At 65.7% G+C, this 16805-nt stretch carries 3 protein-coding genes; 2 read left to right on the top strand and 1 reads right to left on the bottom strand.

What is annotated here, in order from left to right; translation table 11 throughout:
- Window positions 1-254 (bottom strand): hypothetical protein (locus ACYVD5_RS14280; RefSeq protein ID WP_461001526.1); only part of this gene is annotated, 254 nt, incomplete at its 3' end.
- Here ACYVD5_RS14280 and ACYVD5_RS14285 point away from each other — a divergent pair.
- Window positions 171-16421 (top strand): ADP-ribosyltransferase, encoded by a 16251-nt coding sequence (locus ACYVD5_RS14285; protein WP_461001515.1) that lies wholly within the window; start codon window positions 171-173, stop codon window positions 16419-16421. The two genes, ACYVD5_RS14280 and ACYVD5_RS14285, sit on opposite strands and share 84 nt — an antisense overlap.
- Window positions 16418-16633 carry a hypothetical protein gene (locus tag ACYVD5_RS14290; protein WP_461001516.1) on the top strand — a complete coding sequence of 72 codons (216 nt, stop codon included), beginning with the start codon at window positions 16418-16420 and terminating at the stop codon, window positions 16631-16633. Before ACYVD5_RS14285 ends, ACYVD5_RS14290 begins: the two co-directional genes overlap by 4 nt.
- Window positions 16634-16805 lie beyond the last annotated feature (172 nt).

A 16805-nucleotide genomic window follows, 5' to 3' on the forward strand; every position in this document is an offset into this window, starting at 1 on the left:
GCTTCTACGGCGACAACAACCCCGACTCCCTCACCACATACGACACCGGCCACAACAACCCCACCGCCCAAAACACCGATCTCTCCACCTCCAACCCACCCGGCTACGGCCTCGACGACGACACCGACGACGTCGATCTCAGCCCCGAAGACCAAGCCGCCGCCGAACGGATGCGCCGAAACGAAGAAACCCTCTTCAGAGGCGCCCGCAACTTCTCCGACGACGATGCGGCCGAACAATACGGAAACAGCCAATGGAGCCGGATCACCCAAGCACTCCCAAACCGGATACGGGAATCCCTCAGCAGATACTCGGCCTTTGATTTCCGGCGCATCAATGCCCTACTCCGCAGAGGCGGCCAAGGAGACCAGGACACACTCGATCAGATCGCCGATATCGACCAGGCCATGCGCCCGATCTCCGAAGACGTGGTGGTCACCCGCGGCACTGGCCTGCACCACATGGGCGTCCACCCCTCCCAGATGAGCCAGGCAACCCAAGGCTTCTGGAACGCCGCCTACATGTCCACCTCCGTCGGCCCCGTGGCCGGCTCCTACGACGACGGAGGCGGTGTACTGCACCTGCGGGTACCGGCCGGAACCCCCGCCGTCTGGGTGAACAACACCTCCTCAGCAGTACACGAACGCGAACTCCTCCTGGGCCGGGGATTCAACTACCGCGTCCACGACGCCGTGTACTACATGGGCACCTGGCACCTCTACGCCGAAATCACCCCGCCCGCCACCCAACACCAACCCGCCCAGCGGCACGCCACCAGCCGGTCCCACCGCACCACCGACAACGACCGCCACCGCTCCCACCGCGACGACCGACACGACCGCTCCCACCGCTCCGACCGACACGACCGCCACCGCCACTCCGACCGACACAGCCACCGCTCCGGCCAGGGCTACTACACCCGCGCCAACGAAACCGAACAAAACCCCCAAGACCCCCAAGACCTACAGGACCTGCCGGACCCGCAGTATCCGCAGGACGCGCCCGCGGCTTCCGATCACGCCACTACCAACACAACCGAGTCCTCCGCCCAGGACACCGATAACACGACCGACGAATTCGGCGGCCTCTACGACGACGTCCCCACCACCGCGCCCGAACGGCCCCGCACCACCGACCCCAACGACCCCTGGGCCGGCAACCCCCCGACCACACCCGACCTCAGCGCCCTCATCGACCCCAAAGGCGGCAAACACCAGCAGCAACCCAGCGTCCTCGACCAAATCCTCGCCGAACTCGACGACCACCGCCCCACACTCAACGACCTCGTCCCACCCACCCAATTCCACGTCAACCTCGCCGACCGCATCCACTACACCAACCCACCCAACAACTACGACGACTACGACGACTACGACGACACCGGCCAATACCTCCGCAACGTCCGATACAGCCAATACACCGAAACCCAGTACAGCCAATACCCCACCACCGACACCGCCGACGGCGGCGACGACCTCTTCGACTTCTCACCCCCCACAACCCCCACCCCCCACACCAACCCCACCTACACCGCCAACCCCGGCTACACCGCCCAGCCCTACCCCGGCTACCTCAGCTCCGCCCACAACCCCACTGCCAGCTCCAGTCGCACCCCCGCCGACGGCGACTGGAACCTCGACGACGTCTACGACAACAACCCCGCCCCCTACGACGACTACACCGACGACTACGACGACCCCTACGCGGACTACTCCGACGACGAAAACACCACCCCCGCCCACAATCCGCCAACGCAGTACCCCGCACACACCACCCGCACCTCGGGAATCCCCACCCACAACCCCTTCCTCTCCGGCCCGGACCCCGCAAACCCCCACAACAACATCGCCGGCGGACTCCTCGAACTCGGACTCTGGGGAATCGGCACCACCACACCCCTCGCCCGCATGTTCACCAACGACAACGACGCCATCCAATACGGCCGCGATCACTGGGACCCCTACGTCCAAACCCTCCCCCCAGACGTAGCCAACACCGTCACCCAGTTCACCGCGCCGGGCTCCTACCGCCGCATCAATACCGCACTCCGAGACGGCACCCCCCTCGACACCCAAACCCGCACCGACGTCCGGCGCATGGATCAAGCCCTCGCCGGAAACCCCGTCACCGAATACCTCGTCGCCACCCGCGGCACGGGAATCAACCACCTACCCGCCTCCCCCCAGGAAATGGTCGAACGCCGAATCCCCTTCACCGAAACAGGATTCGTATCGACCGCCCTGGGCAGCCCCGCCCCCTCCTTCGACAACAACGACGCCATCCTCTACATCCGCGTCCCCCCGGGAACACCCGCCATCTGGATGGAACGCCTCTCCACCTACGGAGTCCAAGAACGCGAATTCGTCCTCGCCCGCAACATCACCTGGACACCCGTCGACGCCGTCCAACACAACGGCCAATGGCACATGATGGTCGAAATCGACCCCGCATCCCTACCCACCACCCACGAAAACACCGCCAACTCCAGCCGCAGCACCGACAACGACCGCCACCGCTCCCACCGGCACGACCGCTCGCACCGCTCCGACCGGCACAGCCGCTCCCACCGACACGACCGCCACCGCCACTCCGACCGACACAGCCACCGCTCCGGCCAGGGCTACTACACCCGCACCAACGAACCCGAACAAAGCCCCCAAGACCTACAGGACCTGCCGGACCCGCAGCATCCGCAGGACGTACCTACGGCTTCAGACCGCGCCACGACCAACACAACCGAGCCTTCCGCCCAGGACACCGATAACACGACCGACGAATTCGGCGGCCTCTACGACGACGTCCCCACCACCGCGCCCGAACGGCCCCGCGACACCGACCCCAACGACCCCTGGGCCGGAAACCCCCCGACCACACCCGACCTCAGCGCCCTCATCGACCCCAAGGGCGGCAAACACCAGCAGCAACCCAGCGTCCTCGACCAAATCCTCGCCGAACTCGACGACCACCGCCCCACACTCAACGACCTCATCCCACCCACCCAATTCCACGTCAACCTCGCCGACCGCATCCACTACACCAACCCACCCAACAACTACGACGACTACGGCGACCACGAGCAGCAGGAACCTGCCGTCTCCACGACCACGCGCCCCGCGCCCCAAACCACCGGCCCCATCGACCAAACCGGCACCGTCCTCGGCCCCGACGACGAAGACGCCCAAATCGCCTTCAACGCCCACGAAACCGGCCTCGCCACCACCGACCACAACCAACCCCTCCAACCCCTCCAACCCAGCGAAGCTCCACCTCCCTACACCAGCCAACCCGAACAGCAGGACGCCCCGTTCAGCGGTGCAGAACCGGCCGAGGACACTGTTCAACGGCCCTCCGATGCACCGCCCCCCTACACCCCGTATGCCGGCCCGGCAAGCGACGTTTTCGGCGATGCGGTGCGCCCGCACCAGGACCCTGTCGGCGCCGACACCAACCGCGACCCCGGACCGCTGCCCGAAAAGAGCGACGAGCCACTCTTCACCTCACGCACCACCGGATACCCCGCCGACCCCGAACTCTCCAGCCTCTCCGACAGCTCCGACAGCTCCGACGACCAGGACGGCCCGGATGGTCCCGATTCCCGTCCGGACAACACCGACCGCCAGCCACCCCTCAAATACGACACCCCGGCCGAGGAACCGCAACCCGCCGAAAACAACGCTCCCGCCACCGATCCGGTTGACCGCAGCGCTCCCGCCAACCCGCAGGACCACCTCCCCCAGGAGGACGCGTGGTTGCAGGCCTTGCCGGACGAAATCCGGGAATCACTGAACGAGCTCTCCGAATCCGACCTGGCGGAACTTCGCGCCGAATTTGCGGAGTCCGTTCCCGAAGAATCCGATCCCGCGCCCGGACAACCCATCACCGAACCGGTCGACAGTGCGGCAGACCAAGCACCACCCGCCGGCGACACCGTGCGCCCGCACCAGGACCCTGTCGGCGCCGACACCAACCGCGACCCCGGACCGCTGCCCGAAAAGAGCGACGAGCCACTCTTCACCTCACGCACCACCGGGTACCCCGCCGACCCCGAACTCTCCAGCCTCTCCGACAGCTCCGACAGCTCCGACAGCTCCGACGACCAGGACAGCTCGGACCACGGACCCGCACCCGCACAGAACAACTCGCTCCCGCCCGCCAAGGCCGACGACACCGCCCGGCAACCCGCCCGCTCGCCGCACACCCCCGCGGAAAACCTGCCTCCGGTAGACGGCACCTCCGACCTGGACGCCGCACTCGTACTTGACGGCAGCTACGCCCGGGACGACGTACTGCCCCCCTACACCCGGCTCGACACACCCGTATACCTGCGCGGCCAAAGCCCCGCCGCCGACGCCGCCGAAAACCCGCCACCGGATCCCAACCCCGGTGAACCCGGCGATCCGCGACTCCGGGACAAGCAGCACACCCCCTCCGGCGACCCGGCACCCGCCGCAGACAACGCCCCTCCCGCCGAAACCGACGACACACCACCCAGCCCCACAACCACCGGTTCGCAAGACGACGCCCGCGAACGGTCACCGTCGCTGAGCGACTTCCCCGAAGACCTCCGCGACTCCCTCCGCGGACTCACCCCCACCGAACTCGCCGAAGTCCGCGCCAACCTCAACGACACCGAACAAACCGACGACACATCGCCCAGCCCCACAACCACCGGTTCGCAGGACGACGCCCGCGAACGGATGCACCACGCCGAAACCCGCCACTTCACCGGCGCCCGCACCTTCTCCACCGACGCCGCCGCAGCCGACTACGGCGCCGACACCTGGAACACCCACGCCCGGCGCCTCCCCCACCCCCAATGGGACTCTCTGCGCTGGTCCGCCGAATCGGTCCACGGGCCCGCCGCCCCCCGAACCGACCACCACATCGCCAACATCGACGCCGCCCTGAGCGACCAACCCATCCCCCACGACACCGTCGTCACCTACACCCCCCACCCCGACACCACCGAAGCCGAACGCAACCGCACCGCGAACACCGCCGTCAACAACGCCTTCCTGCCCGCCCAACTCGGCCGGCCCAACGACACTCGCAACGACGCCCCCGCCATCGTCCACCTGCGGGTACCCGCCGGCACCCCCGCCATCTGGATGCCGGCCATCGACCCCGGCTCCAACCCCCGCGACATCCTCATCCAACGACACGGACGCACCGAACACACCCTCGAAGAAATCCACCACCAAGGCACCCTCCACCGCTACGCCGAACTCGTCCCCACACCCGCAACCACGCCCCAAAACGACCCCCGTACCCGAAACAGCCCCTCCCCCGACGAACACGACCACGACGACACCGACCCCGGACCCCGCAACCACACCGACAGCAACAACCCCACCACCCGCGACAACACCGACAACCCGGCCACCAACAACCCGGGCGATACAGACCGCGCCCCCAACCGGTCCCACACAGCCGACCCGCCCCCAACCGACACCAAACCCCGCAACACCGACACCACAGACACTGGAACAACCACCGACATCAGCGACAAACCCGCCGATGACTTCGGTGGCCTTCACGACGACGCTCCCACCACCGCACCCCAACCGCCCCGCAGCACCGACCCCAACGACCCCTGGGCCAACAACACCCACCCCGATCACACGGAAACCCACCACCGGAACGAACGACCCACCAAACTCACCCCGCTCCAAATCCCCTTCGTCCGCTCCGAACTCAGTGCCCTCTCCGGCCGCGGCACCATCCCCGAAGAAGAGATCCAAGCGGCCTACCGCAACTGGCTGGAACTCGGCCGACCGGTACCCAACACCACCAAGCTCGCCCACGAAATCGCCTACCTGAACGTGGCCGGCGAAATCCCCGGCCTGCGCGGCGGCGCAGAGGGGCTCGAAGCCGAACTGCCCAACATCGGCCTCTCGCTGCCGCCCGGAACCACCGTGGACGACTTCGGCACGCTCGTGGACGCTCCCGAGTTCTCGATCGTGCTGGACGTCAGCCACCGAGGCTCGAAACTGGAGATCGTCAGCAAACCGTTCGCGGTCGTGGAAGGCGATGTCGGCAAACCGTCGGCCGACCAGGTGCACCAAGCGGTCCGGGACGCGGTACGAAGGCTCGCCTCGGCCCGGAACCGCTCCAGGTTGGAACAGATCTTCGCCGACGACCGTTTCAGCGTCGATCCCGAAGCGGGCGAGTTCCCGCTGCGCAAGTACGGCGACCACCACCACGACCAGATCTACGCGCACTACTCGGCGGGAATCCCGCTGGCGGGCATGCCCCGGTTCATGGCGTACGTGAGCGACTCGATGCGCACCGGCGGAAACAAAAGCGCGGCAAGGTCGCACCTGCGCGACGCGATGAGCCTGGCGCACCGCATCAGCGGCGAGGCCCGCGACGCGTACGGCTTCTCAAGGTACGAGCGCAAAGAACTCGAAGGGTTCCTCGCCCTCACCTACAGCCAGTTCGCAGCCATTGCCGAACGACGCTACGCCGAAGTCGGCTGGGCGAAAGAGTTGGCAGCTCTCAACTCGCGGGTCGAGATGTGGGACGCCCGCCAATCCCTCAGCCCGCAGGTCCAGGCATACCTCCACCAATCATCGCGCGACCTGTCCACCCGGTTCGCGAAGAAATTCCGCAGTCGGATGGACGAGGGCGCGTCCCGACCCGGCGTGGGACTGCTAGAGAAGCGCAGTGCGCCGGGGAAAACGCTGGGGGACTACCTAAACGGGGCGTTCTCGGCCAATCCCACGCGGCCCGTGAGCCAATACGAATCAATGACCATCCGCAAGACGATGGACATGGATGACAACGCCATCGGCGGAGTTCCCCAGCTCGTTCCGCCCGCGCTCGTGGTCGAACTGCGGATGATGGGCGAATCACGCGAGGCACCCCGCGGGCTCCAAAGCACCGCTCAGACCATCGCCCGCGAAATCAGGGCCAGCTACCGCGAAGCGCAGGCCCTCTTCGGAGGCAACGCCGCAAACACCGGCCCTGCCACCAGTGGCGGGCCCAGCGGCGGTTGGCCCGACGACGGGGGATCCGGCTACGGCGGATCCTCCGGGGGCTATTACGACCAGTCCCAGCAGCCGGGCGGGAGCGGCACATACGGCTTCGGGCCCTACAGCGGCCGATACGTCGGCCAAGACTACGACTACTACTACAGCCAGCCCGGGCCGAGCACCTACTACCAGGCCGGCCCCGCCAACATCACACCCTCCGACCAGGACATCCACAACCGAGACGATCGGGCAGACGGCAACGACGCCACCACCGGCGACAGCGCCGACCGACCGGCCTCCAACGACCCGGGCGATGCCGAGCGCAGCCCGAACCGGCCCGAAACAACCAACCCGCGCCCAACCGACACCAAACCTCGCGACACCGACACGACCGACAGCGCCTATACCCCCGAAAACCTGGCCGCCGACTCCGTCCAGGACGGCGACGCACCCGTTGACGCCCCGCCTGCCTACAGCGCCGACAACCCCGTATCCGATACCAGCGGCACCCTCGACCGCACCGAAAAACCGGCCACCTTCCACCTCAACGTCACAGACGCAGCCGAACCCGACCGTGGCACCACCGCCGACATCCACCGCCAACAACTCCAAAAATTCCTCGACCAACACAACTTCACCGACGCGCTCAACCCGCCCCCACCCGCCTACAGCCCACCCCCCGCCGACCAACCCGTCATCATCGAGAAACCCAACCCCGGCAACAGCGGCACCACCGGAATTGCCATCCCCGTCGGCGGCGGCGCCGCCCGCGGCCCGGACCCCGCCCACCACACCCGCACCCCCCACGACGGGCCACCCGACACCGGCGAAGACGCCGACAACCGCCTCGAACCCGATGGCCTCGACCAATCCGCCCAACGCAGCACCGACGTTCCCACCGACGCCCCTGCCCCCGCGCCCGCAGACTTCACCAGCGACGTAACCGTCAACACCGCCGGCGCCGCACAATCCACCAGCAACGGAACCACCGGCGGTGGAACACCCAACACCACAAACAACGGCAACAGCACCGGCACCAATGGCAACGGCGGCCCGACCGACAACCGCGCGACCGGCAGTACCGGCGGTACCGGCAGTACCGGCAACCTGAGCAGCAGCAACCCGCAACCCGCTAACACCAACGGCGCCAACCGCGGTAGCAGTACCGGAAACACGGCCCCGGGCCGGAGCGGCCGCGGTAACGGCGGCGTGCCCGATCCGATCCCCACGCCCGAATCCGTTACCTCCAGCGAGTCCACCGGCCAGCCCGCAGGCTCCATCCCTCTCACCGAGCTCCGCAACCGGCCCGCACCGTCGTCCGCCCGGGCCCAGGAGCAGTCCTCGACCGGTTCTCCCCAAGAGCGCCAGGCGCCCGCCACTACGTCACCACGCCAGCGCCCGAGCCGACGGTCGACCGTGGCGGCTTTCTTCCGCGAGAGGCTCCCCTTCGCAAGAAGGCAACCGGGTTCCTCCGCCACCCCACCCGTTCCGGAAATCACCGTCACCCCGCCCCCTGCCGGCGAACAGCAGGTTGCGGCCAACACCTCCACCTCATCGCAAGCAGACCCGCAGGCGCTGGCCCCTCCCCAGGACCAGAACCGGAGGAGGAATAACAGCGGGGGCAAAGCCAAGAAGCGGAATCCCGGCTCCGGGAACTACGAAAACTCCGGCTACCGGCCTACCGAGGATGAGGCCGAGACTTCCCGTGAGCACGCCACGGCGCTCCGGTCCACAGCCGACAGGTTGGCCCGCCTGTACAGCACAGGCGCGACGGGCCTGCGTGCGCAAGCCGCAGCATCGCGGAACTCCGCGCAAGCCTCCCGGAACGAAGCCGCCCGCCTTGCAACCGATCTGGAGAACCGCACGGAAGCGGCTGCAGATCAGCAGAAACATGCCGAAGCCGCCGACGCCAGAGCCGACGCCCAGACAAGGATCATCGATAACGCCGAGACCGAATGGTCCAAACGGCACGTGGCGGCCGCCTTCAGCCGACACGTCGGCAACCGGCTGCAAAGCAAGGCCGACGAGCACACCAGGAACGCCGAACGCGCCGAAGCCGACGCCACGCTGCACGATGAGAGCGCAGCCGAGTCCGAACGACAAGCGCTGCAGCACGAAACCGAACGAGCCGACCTGATCCTGGAAGAGTCCCAGGAACTCCGGGACGCCGACTCGATACCGCGAGGCTCGGACTCCCGCAGCGATTCCGACCAGCAGATCAGCCGGCTTGAGACCCGAGTGCACGAGCTGCGCGGCCAAGCCCGCGAGTCCCGCGCCGAGTCCCAACGACTTCGCGGGGTGGCCGCCGCAGAAAACACCGCGGCCAACAATGCCCAGACCGAAGCCGGCGCGGCCATTGCCAGGGCCAACCGCCAATCCGCGGAACGCGACGCGGTGGGCGAACGCTCCAGCCGGGCCAAGGAGACCAGGGCCAAGGAGATGAAAGCGGCGGCCGGCCATCGGAAATCTGCCGCCGACATCGGCCGGGAGATCGGACGGATCCAAGACGGCATCCAATCTGCCCGGGATGCTGCCGCACGCCACGACCGAGCCGCGCGGGACGCTGATCGCGACGCGTCTAATATCCCCGCAAGGGATGACGTGAACCAGGCGGAGAGAGAAGCGGCAGAGGCTGAGAGAAAGGCCTCTGACATGGAGAAGGACGCTCTCCCCAGGGAAGCTCAACTCGGTTACCTGCTGCGGTCCGGCTGGTACCGCACCGCCCCGATTGACGAGGGACAGCTAAGGTCCCTCATCGATAGCGAACTCCACAATATTCCCGAAAATGTTCGCGAGAACATCAAAACAAACGCCGTGGATCAGGCCAGATCCCAATCCTGGCAAATTTTCCAACCCAACGGATTCACCGTTCGCAGCAATGGCGCCGGCACCGGTGGCGGCACCGAAAACGGGAATAGCACAGAAAACGACGGCAGCTCCAACGACGAAGCATGGGAGGTTACGTTCAACTTCGACCCGGATACCGTTTACAGACACAATGTGGATGCGCGCAGGCATCGGCCGTCCGCGCAGCGTTTCACCCAATCGGTGGGCGCACCAAGCCAGAGCAACTCTTATACCGGAAGCCGTGGCGGAGGCAAGTCATTCGGAATCGGAGTTCTCGCCACACCCTTCTATATCGGCCCGTCACTGGAAATCGGAGCACTCGATCCGTCGTGGCTGGACGGAATACGTGCCGTACTCAAGTTCTCTTTCACGTTTCGCGCCCGCGCGAACTCATACGGCGCAAATAATTCCGCAACCGAATCGGCGACCATCGAGCTGAACGGCCCGGCGGAGACATACGAAGGAAACCTGTCTTCCACTATACGAGTCAAGCCACCCCGCGCTGAAGAATATGAAACAAACAGTTCTATAGACGTATCCCTGGTAATTCCGGATGGCCCGGTCGGACAACATAAGGATTCGCCCGCGTCATTCGATCTGCAATCAACCGGGAACGAAAATATATCAGCTGCCAGAACTCGGGTGGCGGATCAAAGCCAGTTCGCCTGGTCCGGAGACATCAAGAGCACCGATGAGGACACGCCCCTCCATGAGTGGGTTCACTCCGAACTCGGTTTCGATAAGCCAAAGAGCGGGTTCCACCCATTCACATGGCTTCGCACCAAACTCGGCTTCGGCGAGGATCGCTACAAGGCCGTAAACCTGCCCACTTACGTAGGGCTCGCCGACAAAACCATTGTGGGCGAGAATCTCAGCAAGATGACCTACGGATCCCATGATGTTGAAAATCTCGTGGACTCCGAAGGCAACAGCCAGACTCTGAGCATAAAGTCGACACCCACAACTTACACGAGGATGCCGAATCCGCCCAAGTTCTTCGACACCAGCCTGACCACATCCTCGTCTTCCGGGATTTCGATATCGAAATCGAAGAGTTCTTCCTGGGGTTTCGTAACCGGCCTCGGCTATCAATTTACAACACCCGACCGCCAAGGCCGCTTCATCCCCGCCATGCTGGAAGGCATGTTCCAGCACTCCCCCAGCAAGTACGGGGATACCGCAGGAGAAAGCGGATCCGAATCACGGATGTTCTGGGGTTCTCCGGACTCCTCCATGTACCGGGTAGAGCGCACCTACGAGGTGCGACTGCAGGGCGGTCAGACCCAGACGTTCACCGGAATAACGTATGAAGTGCTGGCCGACGAGGACGCCCGGCTCCTCGCGACCGGAGACCCGTCCCCGACCGGCCATCCGGGGTCGCGGCAGACTCCCGACCCGGACCGGCTCCCCCCGTTCGAAGGCCTGCGCGGCGACCGCCCGGCCGACTTCTGGTTGGCCAAGCCGCGCTCGATCACCTATAGCAACAACAGCCCGGTGTCCGAACCGCAAGGCGATTCGAGTGCGGAGTCCACGGCCACCAGCAGCGACGACACGACGCCAGAGCAGCCCGTGTCCCAACCGGATACTCCAGGCAAGCCTTACACCGAATGGCTTGCCGAAGAAATGATCAAATCGGTCGCCAACCGGTTCCCCGGCCTGGTCGTACCCGACCTCGACAGGGTGAAGGGCAACTTCGCCAAACGGCCCAATGGAGAGTGGACGTGGCGCCAACACCGTCCGTTCAAGCGCGAGTTCGACTCGGCGGCCATCCAGAACACGATCCGTATCCGCCAGGCGGTGAGCAAGGCCAGTCTCAAGGGCAACATCGAAAAGCTCCACCGCGACGGTATTCCGATCCAACTGCTGGAGACCAATACCTGGGGTCGACGGGCGTCCCACGCGGGCTCTCTCGACTGGAAACTGCTCCGACCGAATGTGGTGACGATCCGGCTGTCGGCGGAGTTCGGCAGGCTCCAGCACGCCGGCGAGTCCGAGCGCAGCACCGGTGTGGTGACCAGCGGCGTCTCTCCCAACAACCACACCACCGGAAGCGGGAAGCTCGTCGGGCTCTTCTACAAGATCCTGGGAGTTTATGCGGGCGACAAGCCTGATGCCTCGGGCGCCCTGAACGGATACGGCCTCGTCCACTTCGTGAATCCGGGCATCAGCCGGTCCTCCGAAGCCGCCCAGGGCCAAGGGCTCCAGGAATCGGCCAGTTCGACGCTGATGTTCGACGGGAAATCCGACCTGTGGTTGAGCGATGTCACGTTCACCATGCGACTCGATGACAACGAGCGGTACTACGGCGACACACCGGTTCGCGAGCGCGGCGAGCAGATCGGCCCCAAGATCACCGGGCGAATGGAACTGGCCACCCCGCAGGTGCCGGAATCTCCCGCGAACGCGCGGCCCATTGAGCTCAGACCCAAGGGGAACCAGCCCGAAGGGGAGGCCCGGCGGCTGGACGACGCTGAGGCAGAGAACTTCTTCAATAGCTTCGACGGTGGCGGCCTGGTGCGCAACCTGATGGGGCTGTCCCTCAACGGCGTCAACACGGGAGCGAACCGCCCCGGCGAGTACAGCCTGCTCGACCACACCCGCAGCATGTTCTCGAAGCATTTCGAGCACAACCGCTACTTCGGGCTTCGGAAGAGTTACACGCGCAAGTTCGACCTTGCCAGCGCGCAGCAGGAGGCCATGCGGCAGGGCCCCGAAAATTACGTGTCCGAGGCCAACCTGATGGCAAATCTGGCCAATGGCACGGAAATTCGCCCTGAGCTTTCAGGCGGCGTATGGTCCCACAACACCATCCGACCCTCCATCCGCACTGAATCGAGGGTCGACGCGGTCAAGCTCACGCCCTACAAAGCGTCCGGCATCACCGACGAGACATCGCGCCCCGGCCTGAACGACAGCACCACCGTCTCCTGGACGGCATCGGCAGGCAGCTCCCACCTGCCCACCGGAAACTGGAATTCCCACGACACCGACCCCGACTCGACGCGCGGAGACGCCGATAAGCCGGGCATCTTCTCCGGAATTACCAACGCCGGATCCAAGACGCTGTCGTCGAAGGGAAATCTGAGAACCGAGTCATACGAGCGCAAGAGCAGCTTCACCCATAAGGCCGACTCGTCCTATCTTGTCGAAGGTTCCGGACTCATCCGGCAGGTCGCCGAGTTCGCTCGGCAGCTGGACAATGCGGTCACGCTCTACCGACCGCGCACGTACAAGGGCTGGCAGGTACGCTTCGACAAGTTGTTCACCGGTAACGTGCATGCATGGGACGGGCTCGCGAGCGATCTGGTCCGCGATCGGCTGAACGATGACAACGAACTGCAGACCCGCGATCTTCCGCAAAATCCGAAACCACTTCGGGTCCGCTTCGGATTGGGCGATACCGGAACGTCCAAGAAACACGCCGATGCCGAACGCGTCCTGACCAACCTCAAAGCCGAGCTTTCCGCGAAAGAGCTTGAACTCACCGGAGAAAGCAAACGGGAGCTGCGCCGCGCCCTCTCATCGCATCTGGCAAACAACCCGAACTCCAACGTTCCGGTCCCGGTCAATGTGCGCCATATCCATTCCTCATGGATCACATCCCGCCTGCCGTGGACATCGAGACCTTCAGCCACTGCGATGGTGCATATCAGGCTCGACCGAAACGGTGGCCAAGATGTTGACTACTCGGGCGGCCTCACGACTTTCCGCGAGGATTTCACCTGGACCGGCAGCAAAGCGAAGGTGACCGCCACCGGAGGCCAGACCAGCACGGGCTTTGGCGGGTTCGGCCCCATGTACAACAACGCCAGTACCCCCTCCAATCCGGACAGCGACGACAACCGCTCCGAGCCGAAGTCGGAAGCTGTGCTGACGTCCGGAACCCAGCCCCACGACACGACCTACACCTCGGGCGACAGTAAAACCACTGTCATCACCGAGCCCAAGTCCCGCAACGTCCGGATCGCACTCAACACGCCGTACGCACGTGTCGGGACCGGAAGCGACCTGAGCCTCGACCTCACCTTTATCAGTGACAAAGGCGGGATCGTGTCGAAGGAGGACTTCGCAAGAGGGTTCTCTGCCAAGGCATCGGCCGGCAAGGAGCACCGCCTTTACCCTGCCTCCTATCTGAACACCGACGCTGACGAGCGGTCCGACCGCCCCGAATCGCGTCCCCAGAGGGTCGTCGCCAACTCGGAGCCCTCGGTCGCTGAGGCTCTGCGGAAGTGGACCGGCCCAGACGGCAAAGGACAGGGCGACTCCCGGATCCTGCCCGTCGCCCTCGCAGACCAGGGGCAGGGCGTGCGCGACCTTGCGCACGTCGTCGCCGCTTCCGCCCGCGGCTGGACCCCGCCGGAAGATGCCGTGCAGGGCGGCAAGTACACGGACGGCGCCATCAAGCAGGCCCGCGATTTCCTCGCCGACAAACTCGGGCTGAACCCGCGGTCCAACGCCTTCCAGCAGGCGCTCAACTCCATCGCCATGCCCGCGCACTTCCTCAGCGCCGATGAGGAGGGGGGGTTGGCTTTCCCAGCGGTCGGGAAAACGGATTGGGGGCTCAAGCACAAGCCCAACATCGAAACCGCGCGCATCCTGCACGTCGCCCCCAACGCGACCGTCAACGACTCCCGCACGGGGGGGATCTCGCAGACCACGGCACGCGAGCACAACTCAAGCTGGTCCAACACCCTCGGCGGCATCTTCAATACCGGCTCCAGCCATGATGACGGCCATCCGAGCGGCAGTCACTGGAAACACGCGACAGGAACCCGGGACCGGTCGAACGGCACCGGCGACTCCTCGACGACGCAGCCGACACCGCCCGAGGAGCTGACTTCCATCACGGAAGGCCCTCTCTACCTCGTCGAGATGGACACCACTTGGGCGATCTCCGCCAAGTACAAGAGTGATGGCGCAACCCGCATCGGCGAAACCGACTCGACCATCATCGCCTGGGTGCCGCAAGCCGATGCCGAGCAACTCGGCATCCTGAATCCCTCCGACCCGGAGAGGGCCGAGGCCGCCCTTGACGAGCTCTCCCAAAGGGAAAAGGAGCTCGGTGACGCCGAGAAGGCGTACTTGGGGGCGCGGCGCGAGGTCTGGCACCTTGCGCTGGCTGCGCAGGACGCCGCTCCCGGCGCACAGGCGCGCCAGGACTACCGCGAGAAGGACCAAGAGGTCCAGGACCGCAGCACCGCCTACACGGATGCGCTGCGCGCGTGGTGGGATGCCGAGGCACAGGCGGTTGCCGCAGCGAGTGCCAAGCAGCAAGAGCCGCAGGCACCGCCTCCCTCGAACGGCCCGGCCAACGGCCGCACTTCCCTGCGGAGCAGCGGAAGCAGCGCTGCGGGACCCAGCGGGCACAACTCCCGACGTGCGGGCACCAGCGCTCCCGCAGCGCCCGCACCGACCGACCCCACCGCACCCGCTGCCGGCAACAAGGGCAGTGATCCCGCTGCCCAGGTCCGCACCGGCGGCTCCCTGTCGGAATCGGCCCAGGCCCCGGTGACGACGGCGGCCACCTCCACCGGCGCGGCCGTGTCGCAGCCATCCCAAACTCTGCAGGCCCAAGAGCCCGGCCGCAGCTACGCCGACCTCTTCAGCAGCGTGCTCAATCCCGCCGCTGCCGCACCGCCAGCTCCGGCTGCCCAGAACAAGACGATCGCATCCGCAACCGTGGAGGGCAAGACAGGCGAGCCGACACCGCAGCCTCCGGCCCCACGGCCGACCCCGCCGCGAACACCCGGCGAGGTGCCGGCGAGGACCGTCTCCTCCGCATCCGACGGCAGCCCCGAGGCCGGGCCCGGCGGCAGCTGGCACGGTTCCTTCGATGGAATCGAGGACCTGGTCCGAAGTGTGGAATCAGGCATCAGCGAACGGACTTCGCTCAGCAACGGCGGAGGCTTCGGCGAAACCGTCGACCTCATCAGGTTCGCCAACGGTATGCAGGCGATCTACAAACGCACCGAGGGATCGACGGTCGTCAGAATCATTGATGGAGTGGCTGAAGATCCCGACGTCGCAGCCACTGGACGTGCTGACGCCGAGTATCTGGCCTCGCTAGTGGGCCGAGCAGTCGGCGCGACCGTTCCCGGCGTCTACCGCACAGGCCGTCACGAGTTTTACATGCACCTCATGGACGGCACTCCCGGTTCCGTCCTGCGCGACGGCCCTCGCCCTCAACTCACTAAGAACAACTCGGGGATCAGGCTCGGGGTCATGGATGCACTCATCGCCAACAGCGATCGGCACTCCGGCAACTGGCTGCTTACCGACGACGGTACGGTCGTGGGCATCGACCACGGTGCGGCCTGGGACGGTGAGTCCGGCGGTTCTCCTGACGACTACACATCTTTGGACCGCATCGTCGCGAACGGGACTCTGCGCACCCTTTACAATTTCGAGGCCAAGCAGTGGATCCCCAACCTGCTCACCGAGCGCGACGCAGCGCGACTGGAGAGCCGAATCACGAGGCTGCGCCCCGAATTCGTCCGGATCGGCCGGGAAAGGTGGTTCGACAGTATGATGGCACGGCTGCGCATGCTGAAGTCGAACGCCAAGGGTACCGACGACATCCTGCCTGGAGAACTTCCATGACCCGCGTGCTCTACGCTCAGGACCGCCGCACAGAGCAGACCAAAACGTTCCTCGTCCTCCACGGCGACGGAACGCTGACCAGCGGCGACCAGGACGTGGCAGAGGCCATCCCGCGTCTTCGCGAAGAGCACGGATGGTCCGGTACGCGCATATTCGAGGATTGGGCGGCCAGGTCCAACGCCTACGTACGCTACTTCGAGGAATCGGAATAGCGCTCAGGGCTACGCCCACCGCCGTCGCCTGAATCGTCCTGTAACCGGCAAGCGGCTCTGTCCGGGCGCGGCCCCGGCCGCGCCGCCCGACGTCCCAGACGTGAAAGAGACCATGACTCCCAGGAGTACCGCCGGGCCGGCGCGCGGTGCCGCGCCCGCGCGCGGCCGGCCC

The organism is Streptomonospora sediminis (assembly GCF_054778995.1).